13 protein-coding genes are annotated in these 15479 nt (G+C 74.7%); 9 read left to right on the top strand and 4 right to left on the bottom strand.

All coding sequences use genetic code 11. The annotated features are described in order from the left end of the window. Nucleotides 1-13: 13 nt before the first annotated feature. From ABGB16_RS24460 to ABGB16_RS24445, 4 genes are all read right to left on the bottom strand, one after another. Complete coding sequence (locus ABGB16_RS24460) at nucleotides 14-757, bottom strand: phosphotransferase (RefSeq protein WP_347670433.1); 744 nt, start codon at nucleotides 755-757, stop codon at nucleotides 14-16. A 115-nt stretch (nucleotides 758-872) separates the two neighbouring features. Further along, a complete protein-coding gene (locus ABGB16_RS24455; RefSeq protein WP_347670432.1) occupies nucleotides 873-1559 on the bottom strand; it encodes a VTT domain-containing protein in 687 nt (228 codons plus the stop codon). Next, nucleotides 1556-2275, bottom strand: a complete 720-nt coding sequence (locus ABGB16_RS24450) for a glutamine amidotransferase (protein WP_347670431.1) — start codon at nucleotides 2273-2275, stop codon at nucleotides 1556-1558. The genes ABGB16_RS24455 and ABGB16_RS24450 overlap by 4 nt, the downstream gene beginning before the upstream one ends. Then, a complete protein-coding gene (locus tag ABGB16_RS24445) occupies nucleotides 2265-3512 on the bottom strand; it encodes a MurT ligase domain-containing protein (RefSeq protein WP_347670436.1) in 1248 nt (415 codons plus the stop codon). The genes ABGB16_RS24450 and ABGB16_RS24445 overlap by 11 nt, the downstream gene beginning before the upstream one ends. 441 nt (nucleotides 3513-3953) lie before the next feature. Between ABGB16_RS24445 and mraZ the strand changes: the two genes are divergently transcribed. The 9 genes from mraZ to murG all read left to right on the top strand — a co-directional run bounded on the left by mraZ (nucleotide 3954) and on the right by murG (nucleotide 15470). Further along, nucleotides 3954-4385 carry a division/cell wall cluster transcriptional repressor MraZ gene (gene mraZ / locus ABGB16_RS24440; protein WP_347670430.1) on the top strand — a complete coding sequence of 144 codons (432 nt, stop codon included), beginning with the start codon at nucleotides 3954-3956 and terminating at the stop codon, nucleotides 4383-4385. 204 nt (nucleotides 4386-4589) lie between these two features. Next, nucleotides 4590-5678, top strand: coding sequence for a 16S rRNA (cytosine(1402)-N(4))-methyltransferase RsmH (rsmH, locus tag ABGB16_RS24435; RefSeq protein WP_347670435.1), 1089 nt, complete (start codon nucleotides 4590-4592; stop codon nucleotides 5676-5678). Next, nucleotides 5675-6277, top strand: a complete 603-nt coding sequence (locus tag ABGB16_RS24430; RefSeq protein ID WP_347670429.1) for a hypothetical protein — start codon at nucleotides 5675-5677, stop codon at nucleotides 6275-6277. The genes rsmH and ABGB16_RS24430 overlap by 4 nt, the downstream gene beginning before the upstream one ends. 5 nt (nucleotides 6278-6282) lie before the next feature. Then, nucleotides 6283-8496: a penicillin-binding protein 2 gene (locus tag ABGB16_RS24425; RefSeq protein WP_347670428.1), complete on the top strand. Its 2214-nt coding sequence runs from the start codon at nucleotides 6283-6285 to the stop codon at nucleotides 8494-8496. 52 nt (nucleotides 8497-8548) lie between these two features. Continuing rightward, nucleotides 8549-10111 carry a UDP-N-acetylmuramoyl-L-alanyl-D-glutamate--2,6-diaminopimelate ligase gene (locus tag ABGB16_RS24420; RefSeq protein ID WP_347670427.1) on the top strand — a complete coding sequence of 521 codons (1563 nt, stop codon included), beginning with the start codon at nucleotides 8549-8551 and terminating at the stop codon, nucleotides 10109-10111. Continuing rightward, nucleotides 10108-11508 carry a UDP-N-acetylmuramoyl-tripeptide--D-alanyl-D-alanine ligase gene (gene murF / locus ABGB16_RS24415; RefSeq protein ID WP_347670426.1) on the top strand — a complete coding sequence of 467 codons (1401 nt, stop codon included), beginning with the start codon at nucleotides 10108-10110 and terminating at the stop codon, nucleotides 11506-11508. The genes ABGB16_RS24420 and murF overlap by 4 nt, the downstream gene beginning before the upstream one ends. Further along, nucleotides 11505-12638, top strand: a complete 1134-nt coding sequence (gene mraY, locus ABGB16_RS24410) for a phospho-N-acetylmuramoyl-pentapeptide-transferase (protein ID WP_347670425.1) — start codon at nucleotides 11505-11507, stop codon at nucleotides 12636-12638. The genes murF and mraY overlap by 4 nt, the downstream gene beginning before the upstream one ends. Before the next feature lie 319 nt (nucleotides 12639-12957). Then, entirely contained in the window at nucleotides 12958-14364 is a 1407-nt protein-coding gene (locus ABGB16_RS24405) for a putative peptidoglycan glycosyltransferase FtsW (RefSeq protein WP_347670434.1), read from the top strand. Then, nucleotides 14364-15470, top strand: a complete 1107-nt coding sequence (gene murG / locus ABGB16_RS24400) for an undecaprenyldiphospho-muramoylpentapeptide beta-N-acetylglucosaminyltransferase (protein ID WP_347670424.1) — start codon at nucleotides 14364-14366, stop codon at nucleotides 15468-15470. The genes ABGB16_RS24405 and murG overlap by 1 nt, the downstream gene beginning before the upstream one ends. Nucleotides 15471-15479: the final 9 nt, after the last annotated feature.

Raw genomic sequence — 15479 nt, 5'->3', positions numbered from 1 at the left:
GGTGGGGGTGGGGCTAGGGGGTCAGGAGGGCGGTCAGCGTCGTGTGGTGGGTCTGGAGCCAGGCGTGCCAGCCCCGGACCGCCTCCACCACGCCGGCGTCGCGTAGGCGGCGCATGCCCGGGGCGTCCCGCTCGGCGCCTTCGGCGATGCCTCGCCAGGTGCCGTCGACCTGGGCCAGCATCACGTCGAGCAACTCGTCGGCGCCCGGCAGCGGCCCGTACGCGTCCCGGACCACCCGGCAGCGGCGGGCCAGCTCCTGCGGGTCCGCGCCCGGGCCCAGCTCGGCCCAGTGCCAGCAGACGAAGGCCACGTCCTCGACCCGCCGGCCAGGGCCGGCCAGGTCCCAGTCCAGGAAGGCCACCGGCAGCGGCCCCTGCCCCGCGTCGCGGTAGACGGTGTTCTTGGGGGAGAGGTCGTGGTGGCAGACCGTCTCCGCGTCGCCCGCCAGCGGGGTGCCGGCGCAGGCGCCGTGCAGCGCCCGGACCAGCCGGGCCACCCCCGCGAGCGCGGCGTCGGAGAAGTACGCCGACTCCTCCCGATCCCGCCACGGCACCCGCCCGTCGAGGTAGCCCAGCACCTGCCGGCCCCGCTCGTCGACGCCCAGGTACGCCGGCGCCACCGGGCAGCCCACCCGCTCCAGGTGCCGCAGCAGGTCGGCGACGTACGCGGCGTTGGCCGGCGGGGTGCGCCGCACGGTGTCCCCGACGCGGGCGACCTCCGAGATCCACCCGCCCGGCAGCAGCTCCTCCGCGCTCACCGGAGCTTCCTTTCGTTCGCGACTGCGGGGCTCCGCTTCGCTGCGCTCCGCGCGCTCACGGGTGCTGGCCTTTCGTTCGTGGCTGCGGGGCTCCGCTTCGCTGCGCTCCGCGCGCTCACCGGGCCGCCTCCGTACGGCGCCGGCGTTCCGCCCGCCACCAGCGGTACGCGAGCACGACGCTCGCGACGAGGCCCAGGGCGGCCGGCGCGGCGGCGTACCAGTTGACGGGGCCGGGCGAGGTGACCGCCGCGCCGATCGCGGCGTAGCCGAACGCGGTCGGGACGGAGGCGACGACGCTGCCGACCAGGAACGGCAGCACCCGCGCCCCGGTGGTGCCGTAGCCGTAGCTGACCAGGCCGAAGCCGGCGATCGGCAGCAGCCGGACGGTGACCACCCCGAGCACGCTCTGCCGGGCGAACCAGCCGTCCAGCCGGGCGAGCCGGCCGCGTACCCGTTCGGCGACGAACTCGCGGCCCAGCCCCCGACCGACGGCGAAGCCGATCGCCGCGGCCAGCAGCGCGGCGCCGAGGGCGTACGCGGCGCCCTCGACCGGGCCGAAGGCCGCCCCCGACGCGAGCGTGACGAAGGTGCGGGGCACCAGGGCGACCAGCAGCAACGCGCCGCCGAACACGGCCGCGACCGGGGCGTACGGACCGAGGGAGTCGGCGAGCCGCGGTAGCTGCGTCACCTCGGGCCGGGTCAGCACCGGCAGCACCGCGGCGAACGCCGCGAGCAGGAGCAACAGCAGGGCGAACCGGCGCGCCGACGGTTGCCGCAGGAGCCGCCGGACGGCGCCGATCATGCCCGGGCGGCGGCCACCGCGGCGCGGCGCTCGGCGCGGAGCCGGTCGGCCCAGGTGTCGTCCAGGGGTGGAAGCTGGTGCGCGCCGGTCGCCCAGCGCAGCAGCAGGTCGGCCAGGGCGGGGTTGCGGGCCAGGGCCGGACCGTGCGAGTACGTGCCGAGCAGCTTGCCCCGCCACGCCCCCTCGGTGGTGCCGTCGTTGCCGACGCCCGCCGTGACCCGGGCCAGCGGGGAGACGCTGGGGCCGAGGCGGGTGCGGCCGCCGTGGTTCTCGAAGCCGGTCAGCGCCGGCAGGCCGAGCCGGGCGTCTACGTCGCCGGCCAGCTCGCCCACCGCCCGCGTGGGGCCCCGGTCGGAGGAGAGGTCCAGCAGTTCCAGCCCCCGGTACTGCGTGCCCTTGGCGAAGAACGAGGTGCCGAGGAGTTGGTAGCCGGCGCACACCCCGAACACCACGGAGCCCTGGGCGACGGCCCGGTGCAGGCCGCCGTCGGCGAGCAGCCGCTGCGCGCCCAGCGCCTGCGGGCCGTCCTCGCCGCCGCCGATCAGGTAGATGTCGGCGGTGGAGGGCATCCGCTGGTCGGAGCGGACCTCCAGCACCTCCACCGGCATCCCGCGCAGCTGCGCCCGGCGGGCCAGGATCAGCACGTTGCCCCGGTCGCCGTAGGTGGACAGCAGGTCGGGGTAGATCCAGACGATACGCAGGCTCTCAGTTGACACGGTCCAGCTCCGCTCGGATGTCCTGGAAGGCGGTGTAGTTGGCGATGACCTCCAGACGGCCGGGCGGGACCGCCCGGACCGCCTCGGCGAACGTCCGGACGTGCTGGAACGGCACGTCGTTGACGTCGAGGCGGACGGCCAGGTCGAACGCCCGGTCGCCGGTGATCAGCACCGGCCGGCCGCGCAGCGGGGCGAAGTCGACGTCGAACAGCCAGGACGTGTCCAGCCCGTCCGGGTCCCGGGCGTTGATGGACAGCAGGGTCGGCGCCACGTCCGCCATGTCGAACGCCTCCAGCCAGCTGGCCGGGTTCTTCGCCAGCAGCAGCCGGATGTTGCGCCCCTCCCGCTCCACCTGCGCGTAGCGCCCGGCCACGGAGGTGACGGCGGCCAGCCGGGAGACCGCGTCGACCGGGCGGACGCCGAACTCGGCGGCGACGGCGAGCGCGGTGGCCGCGTTGCCCACGTTGACCCGGCCCGGGAGTTGCAGGCTCACCTTGTGCCACGCGCCGGTCGGGTCCAGCACGCCGTCGTCCTCGACGGTCCACTGCGGCTCGGGGCGGCGCAGCGGGCACCCGCTGCACCACCACTGCTCACCCGAGCGCTGGATGCTGTGGCCGCACTCGGGGCAGACCCAGGAGTCGTCGTGCCAGCGCTGGCCGGCGCTGAACCAGGTGACGTGCGGCGCCCGCATGCCCCGGGCCGGGTCGACCGGCGGGGTGGCCGCCCACACCACCATGGGGTCGTCGGCGTTGGCCACCACCCGTACGTCGGGATGGTCGACCAGCGCGGCGCGCCAGAGCTGGGCCATCATGGCGACCTCCTTGGCCCGGTCGAGCTGGTCGCGCGAGAGGTTCAGCAGCGCCACCACGTGCGGCTCGGTGGACCGCAGGACCTGTGCCAGGTAGTGCTCGTCGACCTCCAGCACCGCGTACGGGGTGCTGCCGGCCTTGGCCAGCGCCGAGGTGTGGCCGGTGGGCATGTTCGCACCGAACGAGTTGGTGGCCACCCGGCCCAGGACGCCGACGGCGGCCGCCGCCAGCCGGGTCGTGGTGGTCTTGCCGTTGGTGCCGGACACGAGCGCGATGGCGCGTCCGGCCGAGAGGTGGGCCAGCAGGTCGGGGTCGATCTTCAGCCCGATCCACCCGCCGATCACCGATCCGTCGCCGCGGCCCGCAGCTCGCGACAGCGCCGCAGCGGTCCGCGACACGGAGCTGGCCACCTTCGCCCGCAGGGGCATCTTCGCGTCCGTCACCCGAGCGAGGTTACCGGACCGCCGCCCCCGCCAGATCGCCGCCGACGGCGAACCGTTCGGCCGGTGGCCCCCGGCGGACGGCCGGGGGCTACCCGCGGACGGCCGGGGGGCTCCCCCGCGGATGGCCGGGGGGCTCCCCGCGGACGGGCGGAGGCTCTACGCGGACGGTCAGCGGGCGCTCGGCCGGATGGTGTCGATCTATGTCGGGTAGCGGACGTGGTGGGGGGCCGTGTCGGCCCTCCACTCCGCCCCACCCCTTCTGACGTGCGGTTTTGCGCGCGGAAAGGGCGCGCCGCGCGGGCGATTCTGGTTGCAGGTGGAGGGAAGTGGAGTAGAGTGGGGCGCGATGGTGGGGCCGGGAGGGTCCACCGGCCCGGGGGGAGGCGGCGCCGCGAACGCCGCTGAAAGGGCGAGGGGGTTGGGCCGATGTTTCTCGGCACCCACACCCCGCGCCTGGACGACAAGGGCCGGTTGATCCTGCCGGCGAAGTTCCGGGATGAGCTGGCGGGGGGTGTCGTGATCACGAAAGGGCAGGATCGCTGCCTCTACGTCTTTCCGATGCCCGAGTTCCAGCGCATCGCCGACCAGTTGCGCGCGCAGCCGATGACGCACAAAGCGGCCCGGGCCTACAGCCGGGTCTTCTTCGCCAGCGCGCACGACGAGGTCCCGGACAAGCAGGGCCGGGTCACCATCCCGGCCCACCTGCGGGGCTACGCCGGGCTCGACCGGGACCTGGTGGTGATCGGGGCGAGCACGCGGGTGGAGATCTGGGACAAGGCGGCCTGGGAGGCCTACCTCGCCGAGAGCGAAGACGACTTCGCCGACATCGAGGAGGGGGTGCTGCCCGGCGGTCTGTAGGGCGTGACGACGTCCGACGTACTGCGAGATCTCCAGCCGCTTTCGAGCTCCTGGCACCCCTTCCCCGGTGCCAGGCGCACGATCTGATCGGAGGGCCGCGGCCTCCGGCGGGCGGGAGCGGATGGGGATCTGGCGGTACGACGGAGGCGTCGTCCGGCGGCAGTCGCGGCGAGAGAACGGACGGTTCAACCAGTGGGGGTCGACATGGGGGAGCTTCGCGGCACGCACGTGCCGGTGCTGCTTGAGCGGTGTCTCGAGTTGCTGGCCCCCGCGCTGGGCAGGGCTGACCGGACGATCCACGTCGACGCCACGCTGGGCCTGGGCGGCCACGCCGAGGCGGTGTTGGAGGCGCATCCGCACACGATCCTGATCGGCCTGGACCGGGACACCGAGGCCCTCGCCCACGCGCGGGTCCGGCTGGCCCGGTTCGCCGACCGGATCCACCTCGAGCACGCCGTCTACGACGAGCTGCCCGAGGTGCTCGCCCGGCTGGGCTACCCGGCGGTCGACGGGGTCCTGTTCGACCTGGGCGTCTCCTCGCTCCAGCTCGACGCGCCCGACCGCGGGTTCGCCTACTCGCAGGACACCGCGCTGGACATGCGGATGGACCAGACCCGGGGGGTGACCGCCGAGGAGGTGGTCAACACCTATCCCCATCCGGACCTGGCCCGGGTGCTGCGGGTGTACGGCGAGGAGAAGTTCGCGATCAGGATCGCCTCGGCGATCGTCCGGGAGCGCGAGCGTGCCCGGATCACCTCGTCGGCGCGGCTCGCCGAGCTGGTCGTGGAGAACATTCCGGCACCAGCCCGACGAACCGGGGGACACCCGGCGAAGAGAACGTTTCAGGCTTTACGGATCGAGGTAAACAGGGAGTTGGCGGCGCTGGAGACGGCGCTGCCGGCCGCTCTCGACAAGCTCACCTTGGGTGGCCGCATGGTGGTCCTGTCCTACCACTCGCTGGAGGACCGGCTCACCAAGGCGGCCCTCGCCGACCGGGTCCGCAGCAAGGGCCCGGTCGACCTCCCGGTCGAACTGCCCGGGTCGGGCCCGACGTTCCGGCTGCTCAGCCGGGGCGCCGAGCTTCCCGGGGAGGCGGAGGTCGCCGTGAACCCGCGCGCCGCCTCGGTGCGCCTGCGGGCCGCGGAACGGATCGACCCGGAGGCCGAGCGGCGGCGGACCGACCGCGAACGGTACCGCCGCCGGGTCAAGGCGATGCACCAACCGGGGACGGGGTCGGCTCGGCCGACTCCGGTGGACGGGGCAGGGACGGACGAAGAGGGGGAGGGGACATGAACGTCAACAAGCGCGGCGTCCGGGACACCGGCGTCGGGCAGCGCGCACCGCGGTCGGGGGGCCGGACCGCGGCGCAGCGGACCACGCGGACCGGGCTTCCGGTACCCGGGACCGGCCGGCTCGACCGGCAGGCGGAGACTCGCGCCGGGGGGCCGCGCGAGTTCCCGCTCAACGGCACCGCCGCGCTGCGCCCGGCCGAGCGTTCCCGCCCGGCGGCGACCCCGTCGCCGCGCCTGCGGGTCGCGCCGCCGCCGCCGGTGTCGGTGCCGCGGGCGCCGTTCGTGGCGCTGATCCTGGTGCTCGTGGTCGGTGGCGTGCTGGGCATCCTGCTGGTCAACACCAAGATCAACGAGAACTCGTTCCGGCTGGAGAAGCTCCAGCAGCAGCAGGCCAAGCTCGACGTGGACCAGCAGCAGCTGGAGAAGGACATCGCCGAGGCGGAGGCGCCGGGCAACCTCACCGCCGCCGCCAAGCGGCTGGGCATGGTCGAGGCGGAGGAGCCGGCGTACATCCGGCTGCCGGACGGGCGCGTGATCGGGGTGCCGCAGCCGGCCAACGGCAAGCCCTCGGTCACCAGCCAGCAGGGCACGGGGGGCTGACCGCAGTGCCACCGAGGTCGGAGGAACTGCGCCGGGACGCCAACACGGGCTCCCGGCGCGGTTCGTCACGCGCCGCCGGGCGGGGCGAGCCGCGCTCCGGCGAGCCGGGCGTCGGGGGCATCTCCGGCGCGCGGGCGTACACCCCTCGGGGGCGCACGATCCGCGAGCAGGGCGCGGCCGGCCGGTCGGGGTCCGGTGCCGCCGAGCAGCGGCGTACCCCGCGCAGCAGCCGGTCGGGCGACCCGTTCCGGCCGGCGTTGCAGGTGCTCGACGGCGGCCGGGCCGGCGCCGCGCGCGCCGGCCGCCGCGAGACCGCCCCGGGCGGCCGGTCAGGGGTGGTCCGGACGATCCAGCCCCGACCGGGCGGCGCCTGGACGGACGAGGACGACGAGCCGGCGCCGCCGCGCCGCCGGCCGGGCCCGCGCCGCGCGGACCGGCCCACCCCCGGGCGGTCCCCGCGCAAACCGCGCAAGCCGCCCCGGCTGGCCGACCCCCGCCGCCGCCTGCGCCTGGGCACCCTGGTCGTGCTGGCGCTGTTCGCCACCATCGGCATCCGGCTGGTCTTCCTCCAGGCGGTCGACACCCCCGCGTACGCCGAGGCGGGCCTGCCCGACCGGCTGACCCGGGTCGACCTGCCCGCCCCGCGCGGCGCCATCTACGACCGCACCGGCGCCCCGCTGGCCCACAGCATCGAGGCCCGGTACGTCTACGCCGACCCCACCCTGGTCAAGGACCGCCCGGCGACCGCCCGGGCGCTGTCCCCGCTGCTCGGCCTGCCGGTGTCCGAGCTGGCGGAGCGGATGAAGCCGCGCACCCTGGAGGGTGGCGTCGCCTCCCGGTTCGAGTACCTGGCCCGGGGCGTCGACATCCCCACCGCGAAGCGGATCATGGAGCTGGACCTGGACGGCATCGGCGTGCACCGCGACGAGCGGCGCGAGGTCCCCGGCGGCGACCTGGCCGCCAACCTGCTGGGCTTCACCAGCCAGGACATGGTGGGCCTGGAGGGGCTGGAGGCCCGCTACGACGACCTGCTGCGCGGCGAGAACGGCCGCCGGGTGTACGAGGCCGGCCAGGGCGACCTGGGCGCCCCCATCCCCGGCGGCTACAGCCGCACCACCCCGGCCAAGCCGGGCAGCTCCCTGACACTGACCATCGACCGGGACCTGCAGTTCCAGAGCCAGCGCATCCTGACCGCCCAGACGGAGCGGGTCCGGGGCAGCGTCGGGGCGGCCGTCGTGCTCGACGTGGCCACCGGGGAGGTGCTGGTCCAGGCGAGCCACCCCGGCTACAACGCGGCCAAGCCGGAGGAGAGCGAGCCGACGGCCCGGGAGGACGCCGCCACCAGCTTCGTGGTCGACCCCGGCTCGGTGCACAAGGCGATCACGTTCGGCGCGGCGCTGCAGGAGGGCGTGGTCACCCCGGACACGGCCCTGCCGGTGCCGAACTCCATCCGCAAGGGCGACACCGTCTTCCGGGACACCCACCCGGCCAACGGGCGGCGGATGAGCCTGGCCGGGATGCTCGCGTACTCGTCGAACGTGGGGACCATCGAGATCGCCGACAAGCTCGGCCCGGATCGGCTGATCGACTACCAGAAGCGGTTCGGGCTGGGCCAACCCACCGGGGAGGGCATGCCGGGGGAGGCCAGCGGCCGCCTGCTGCCCGCCGACCAGTGGAGCGACTCGTCGCACGGGTCGGTGCCGATCGGGCACAGCGTCGACGCGACCCCGCTGCAGATGGCCGCCGCGTACGCCGCGATCGCCAACAACGGCACGTACGTCCAGCCGCACCTGATCAAGGAGGTGATCAGCGGCACGGACGGCAAGCGGACGCCCGCCGAGCCGCCGGTCACCCGGTCGGTGCTCAGCCCGCAGAACGCCGCCGCGCTGCGCACCATGCTGGAGGCCGTCACCACCGTCGAGGGGGCCACCGGGCGCGCCGCCGCGGTGCCCGGCTACCGGGTGGCCGGCAAGACCGGCACGGGCCTGCGCTACGTCAACGGCAAACAGCAGCCCGGCGAGGTCGGCTCGTTCATCGGCATGGCCCCGGCGGAGAACCCCCGCTACGTGGTCGCGGTCTTCGTGTGGAGCCCCGGCGGCGGGGGCGGGGCGGTCGCCGCGCCGGCCTTCCGGCAGATCATGGGCTTCACCCTGAGCCACTACCGTGTGCCGCCGTCGACGGACGGCAAAACCCCGAAGTTCGAGGTCTTTCCGCGCTGACCAGGCACGGAGGGACATCATCGGTGAGTGGGGACGAACCACCGGGGCGGCTGTGCGGTCGGGACCGGGCGACCGGGTAGGGTCTGACGCCGTGCCAGGGAATCTCCGTCCCCGTACCGTGACAGGAATCCGGCTCGGCGACGTCGCCGGCCGGCTCGCCGTCGAGGCCCCGCCCGGGGCCGCCGACATCCCGGTGACCGGCGTGACCCACGCCAGCCAGGAGGTCCACCCCGGCGACCTGTACGCCGCGCTGCCCGGCGCCCGCCGGCACGGCGCGGAGTTCGCCGCCGCCGCGCGGGCCGCCGGCGCGGTGGCCGCGCTCACCGACCCCGCGGGCGCGCCGGCCGTGGCCGAGGCGGGCCTGCCGGCGCTGGTGGTGTCCGACCCGCGCGCCGTGCTCGGCACGCTCGCCGCCGCCGTCTACGGCGACCCGACCGACGGGCTCACGGTGATCGGGGTGACCGGCACGGCCGGCAAGACCTCCACCGCGTACCTGGTCGAGTCGGGGCTGCGGGCCGCCGGCCACGTCACCGGGCTGATCGGCACGGTCGAGACCCGGCTGGGCGACGTGGTGGTCGACAGCGTGCGGACCACGCCGGAGGCCACCGACCTGCACGCGATGCTCGCCGCCGCCCGCGAGCGGGGGGTCACCGCCGTGGTCATGGAGGTCTCCAGCCACGCCCTGGCCCTGGGGCGGGTGGGCGGCGTCCGGTTCACCGTCGGCGGGTACACCAACTTCGGCTCCGACCACCTGGACTTCCACGCCGACTCCGCCGACTACTTCGCGGCGAAGGCGCTGCTGTTCGACGGGCGCTGCCGCGCCGAGGTGCTCAACGCCGACGACCCGGCGCTGCGCCCGCTGTTCAAGCCGGCCACGGTCAGCTACTCGGCCGCCGGCGACCTCACCGCCACCTGGTACGCGACCGACGTCGACGGCGAGGGGTACGCCCAGCGGTTCACCGCGCACGGCCCCGACGGGCTGACCGTGCGGGCCGGGGTGGCGCTGCCCGGGCGGCACAACGTCGCCAACGCCCTGCTGGCCATCGCCGCCCTGGTCGCCGCCGGGGTGGACGCCCGCACGGCCGCCGACGGCGTGGCCGCCTGCGGCGGGGTGCCCGGCCGGCTGGAGCTGGTCGCCGCCGGCCCGGTGCGCGGGGTGGTCGACTACGCGCACAAGACGGACGCGATCGTGGCCGCCCTGGCCGCGCTGCGCGAGCTGAGCGGCGGGCGGCTGATCTGCGTGCTCGGCGCCGGGGGCGACCGGGACCGGGGCAAGCGGCCGGCCATGGGCGCCGCCGCCGCCGAGGGGGCCGACGTCGTGATCGTCACCGACGACAACCCGCGCGCCGAGGACCCGGCCGCGATCCGGGCCGAGGTGCTGGCCGGGGCGTACCGGGCGGGCACGCCGGCCCGGATCGTCGAGGTCGGCGGCCGGCGCGCGGCGATCGACGAGGCGGTCCGGCTGGCCGCGCCGGGAGACGCCATCGCGCTGCTCGGCAAGGGGCACGAACGCGGGCAGGAGGTGGCCGGCGAGGTGCTGCCGTTCGACGACCGGACGGAGTTGGCGGACGCGCTGCGCGCCCGCTTCGGCGGCGACCTGGTGGTCCTGCGGTGATCCCGCTGACCCTGGCCGAGGTGGCCGCCGCCGTCGAGGGCCGCCTGCTCGCCGCCGACCCGGCCGCCCGGGTCACCGGTTCCGTGGAGTACGACTCCCGCAAGGTCGGCCCGGGGTCGCTCTTCGTGGCGTTCCCCGGCGAGCGGGTGGACGGGCACGACTACGCCGCCGCCGCCGTCGAGGCCGGCGCGGTGGCCGTGCTCGGCACCCGGGAGGTGCCCGGGGTGCCGATGGTGCTCGTCGCCGACGCCCTCGACGCGATGGGCCGGCTGGCCCGGGCGGCCGTGCGGCGGCTGCCCGAGCTGACCGTGATCGGGCTGACCGGCTCCTCCGGCAAGACCACCACCAAGGACCTGATCGGCCAGCTCACCGCCCGGCTCGGCCCCACGGTCGCCCCGCCGGGGTCGCCCAACAACGAGCTGGGCCACCCCTGGACGGCGCTGCAGGCCGGCCCGGAGACCCGGTTCCTGGTGCTGGAGAAGGGCGCCCGGGGGGTGGGGCACATCCGCTACCTGTGCGAGGTGGTGCCGCCCCGGATCTCCGTGGTGCTCAACGTCGGGGTGGCGCACATCGGCGAGTTCGGCTCGGTGGAGAACATCGCGCTGGCCAAGGGGGAGCTGGTCGAGGCGCTGCCGGCCGACGGGCTGGCCGTGCTCAACGCCGACGACCCGCTGGTCGACGCGATGGCCGCCCGCACCTGCGCCCGCGTGGTCCGGTACGGCGAGGCGGCGCACGCCGACGTCCGGGCCGTGGACGTCGCGCTGGACGAGCGGGGGCGGCCGTCGTACACGCTGGTGACGCCGGAGGGCAGCGCGCCGGTGCGGCTGGGGCTCACCGGCCGGCACCAGGTGTCCAACTCCCTCGCCGCCGCGGCGGTGGGCCGGGAACTGGGCATGTCGCCGGCCGAGCTGGCCACCGCGCTGGGCGCGTTGGGGCTGGTCTCCACCCGGCGGATGGACGTCTTCGACCGTCCCGACGGGGTGACGGTGATCGACGACTCGTACAACGCCAACCCCGCCTCGACGGGCGTCGCGCTGCGGGCCCTCGCCGGGCTCGGCGCCGGGCGGCGTACCGTCGCAGTGCTCGGCTACATGGCCGAGCTGGGGTCGTACGAGAGGGAGGGGCACCTTGAGGTCGGCCGCCTCGCGGCCGACCTGGGCGTGGACCGGCTGCTCGTGGTGGGCGAGCCGGCGGCGCCGATCCACGAAGGCGCGACAGCGGTAGAGGACTGGGGAGGAGAGTCGGTGCTGCTCAGCGATCAGGCGGCAGCCGTCGAGGTGCTGCGGAGCGAGTTACGACCGGGCGACGTCGTCCTGGTGAAGGGCTCCCGGTACCGGACCTGGGAGGTGGCCGACGCACTGCGTGCCGGGGCCGCCGGGAACGGGGCCGCCTCGTGAGGGCGGTGATCGTCGCCATCGGGGTCGCCTTCCTCGTCTCGCTCTTCTGCACCCCGATCGCGATCAAGGTGTTCACCCGGCTCAAGGCCGGCCAGCCGATCCGATCCCTCGGGCTTGCCAGCAACCAGGGCAAGAAGGGCACGCCGACGATGGGCGGCGTGGTCTTCATCCTGGCCACGGTCATCGCGTACGTCGCGGGGCACCTCGCCCTGACCACGCTGCCGGACGCCCAGATCGCCCAGGTCGAGCCGACGATCACCGCGCTGGTGCTGCTGGGGCTGATGGTGTTCTCCGGGGCGGTCGGCTTCATCGACGACTTCCTCAAGGTGCGCAAGCGGCACAGCGGCGGCCTCAACAAGCGGGGCAAGCTGGCCGGGCAGATCCTGGTCGGCGCGATCTTCGGCGTCGTGGCGCTGTACTTCCCGAGCAGCATGACCGACGCCAGCGGCACGGCGACCAACACGGAGACCGTGGGCGCGACGACGCTGAGCTTCATCCGGGACATCCCCGCGCTGGACGTCACCAAGATCGGTGCCGTGGTCATCTTCATCTTCGTGGTGATGGCGGCGACCAACGGCGTCAACCTCACCGACGGCCTCGACGGCCTGGCCACCGGGGCCTCGGTGATGGTGCTCGCGGCGTACGCGCTGATCGCGTTCTGGCAGTACCGGCACTGGTGCGCCGACCCGACGTACACCGCCAACCCGAACAACTACTGCTACACCGTCCGGGACCCGCTGGAGATCGCGCTGATCGCCGGGGCGGCGGCCGGGGCCTGCGTGGGGTTCCTCTGGTGGAACACCTCCCCGGCGCGGATCTTCATGGGCGACACCGGCGCGCTGGGCCTCGGCGGCCTGATCGCGGGCATGGCGATGTCCACCCGGACCATCCTGCTGCTGCCGATCATCGGCGGGCTGTTCGTGATCATCACGATGTCGGTGGTCATCCAGATCATCTCGTTCCGCACCACCGGCAAGCGCGTCTTCCGGATGTCGCCGTTGCAGCACCACTTCGAGTTGGCCGGCTGGAGCGAGGTCAACATCGTCGTCCGGTTCTGGATCATCGCCGGGATCGGGGTGGCCATCGCGCTCGGCCTGTTCTACAGCGACTTCCTCGCCGCCATGGCCTGACCCGGCGCGGCCACGGCCTGACCGGCCGGGCTCGTCGGGGCGGCCCGGTGCCGTCCGGTGCCGCCTCCGCGTGTCGACAGGGCCCCCTGCTGGGCGAAATGCGCCGACAGGGGGCCCTTCCGTTCCGGCGACACGCCGAGACGGGGGCGTTCGACGCGAACAGGCCGTTCGCATTCGCCATGATGGGCGGGTGGGGGAGGATCGAGACGCGGGCACGACGACGACCGGCACGCCGCCGCGGCGGGCCGCGGGCGGCGGGGGGCGTACGGCCGACCCGCCGGCGCCCGCGCCGGCCTTCGGCCTGGACGCCGCCGGCGGCCTGGCGGCGCTGCGCGGCCTGCTGGCCCGGCCGCTGGCGTCCTACTACCTGCTGATCTCCAGCGCCGGCCTGCTGCTGGTGATCGGCCTGACCATGGTCTTCTCGGCCACCAGCGTGAAGAACTACGCCGAGGAGGGCAGCGCCTTCGTCGACCTGAGCCAGCAGGCGATCTTCGCGGTGATCGGCGTGGTGGCGTTCTGGGCGTGCCAGCGGCTGCCGGCCAGCACGTACCGTTCGGTCGCCCGGACGGCGCTCGGCGTCGCGGTGGCGCTGCTGCTCCTGCTGAATCTGCTGGTGGCCCTGAACTCGCTGTTCGGGATCGAGCGGGTCGGGCCGCTGGAGGCCGAGCTGCTCTGGCTGAAGGTCAGCGGCGTCCAGCTGCAACCCTCGGAGCTGGCGAAGTTCGCGCTGGTGCTGTGGGGGGCCGACCTGCTGGCCCGCAAGGGTGCCCGGCTGGGCTGGTGGAAGGAGCTGGCCACCCCGCTGTTCCCGGTGGTGGCGCTGCTGTTCGTCCTGGTCGGCTTCAACGACCTGGGCAGCATGCTCTGCATGCTCGCGCTCGTGGTCGGCCTGCTCTGGGCCGCCGGGGTGCGCACCCGGGTCTTCGCCGTGCTGTCGGTGGTCGGGCTGATCGGGATCGGCCTGCTGGTCGCCGCGGCCTCGCTCGGCGCCGGGTCGGGGGCGAAGGGTGAGGAGAACTACCGGCTCGCCCGGCTGACCATCTTCTTCAATCCGCCCGAACCCGAGAAGTGCTTCGAGGGCTGGTGCTACCAGCTGGTCCAGGGCCGCAACGCGATCGAGCACGGTGGCTGGTTCGGGGTGGGGCTGGGCAAGAGCAGCTTCAAGTTCGGCTGGCTGCCGGAGGCGCACAACGACTTCATCTTCGCGGTGTTCGCCGAGGAGCTGGGCGTCGTCGGCTGCGTCGTGCTGATCACCCTGTTCGCGGTGCTCGGCTACACCGGGCTGCGGATCGCCCGGCGGGTGGAGGACCCGTTCCGCCGGCTCGCCGCGGCCGGCGCGACGACCTGGCTGGTCGGGCAGGCGATCATCAACATCGGCGGCGTCATCGGCCTGCTCCCGCTGACCGGCGTGCCGCTGCCGTTCATCTCCGACGGCGGAAGCGCCCTGGTGGTGACCCTGGCCGCCGTCGGGATGCTGGCGTCGTTCGCCCGGGCGGAGCCTGACGCGGCCCGAGCCCTGCATGCCCGTCCGCCGGCCCGGTGGGTCCGACTAGTGTGGGCCCCGTTGCCGCCGCTTCCCGGCCGGCGCCGCCGACCCGCGGCGCCACCGGTCGACCGTGGGTCCGTACCCCGGTCTCGGTCGCGGCGCGAGGACGACCAGGCCGCATCCGGCGGCGCCCGGCCGAGCCGGGCCGGGCGCGGGGCGGCGAGCGAGAGGAGACGCTGATGGGTCCGCTGCGTTCGGTGGTGCTCTGCGGAGGGGGTACGGGTGGACACATCTACCCGCTGCTCGCCTTCGCCGACTGCCTGCGCCGACACGACCCCGGCGTCCGGATCACCTGCCTCGGCACACCACGCGGCCTGGAGAACGAGCTGATCCCGCCGGCCGGCTACGACCTGCGGCAGATCCCGGCGTACCAGCTGCCCCGATCGGTGAACATGAGCCTGGTCCGCACCCCGGACCGGATGTGGAAGGCCGCCCGCGCCGCGGGCAAGGTGATCGACGAGGTGCGGGCCGACGTCGTGGTCGGCTTCGGCGGGTACGTCTCGGTGCCCGGCTACCTCGCCGCCTGGCGGCGGGAGCTGCCGATCGTCATCCACGAGGTGAACGTGCCGCCGGGGGTGGCCAACCGGCTCGGGATGAAGTTCACCAAGCACGTCGCGGTCGGCTTCCCGCACCAGCCGGCGCAGGCCGAGTCGCTGCGCGATGCGCGGGTCGTCGGCGTGCCGCTGCGCCGGGGCATCGCCGGGCTGGACCGGGCCGCCAACGCCGCCGCCGCCCGGGCCCACTTCGGGCTGCGCCCCGACCTGCCGGTGCTCTTCGTCGCCGGTGGCTCGCAGGGCGCCCGGTCGATCAACCTCGCCGTCGCCGGCGCGGCCAAGGAGCTGGCCCGCAACGGCGTGCAGGTGCTGCACGTGATGGGCGCCCGCAACGAGCCGGTGCCGATCCCCACCGACCTGCCCGTGCCGTACGTGACCCTGCCCTACCTGTCGCAGATGGAGATCGGCTACGCCGCCGCCGACCTGATGCTCGGCCGGGGCGGGGCGATGACCTGCGCCGAGGTCGCCGCGATCGGGCTGCCCACCATCTACGTGCCGTACCCGCACAGCAACCAGGAGCAGAAGCGCAACGCGCTGCCCGTGGTGGAGGCCGGCGGCGGGCTGATCGTCGACGACGCCGAGCTGACCCCGGACTGGCTGGAGCGGACGGTCATCCCGTTGGTCCGCGACCGGCACCGGCTCGCCGCGATGGGCGCCGCCGCCGCCGCGTACGGGCGCCGCGACGGCGACGAGGCGCTGCTGAACTTCGTCTACGAGGCGGTCGCCCAATGATCGGGGCAG

Origin of the sequence: Micromonospora sp. B11E3, from assembly GCF_039871625.1 — a bacterium.
GTDB lineage: Bacteria > Actinomycetota > Actinomycetes > Mycobacteriales > Micromonosporaceae > Micromonospora.
Note: the sequence above shows the minus strand (reverse complement) of the source record. Positions and strands in the feature narration are given on the sequence as shown.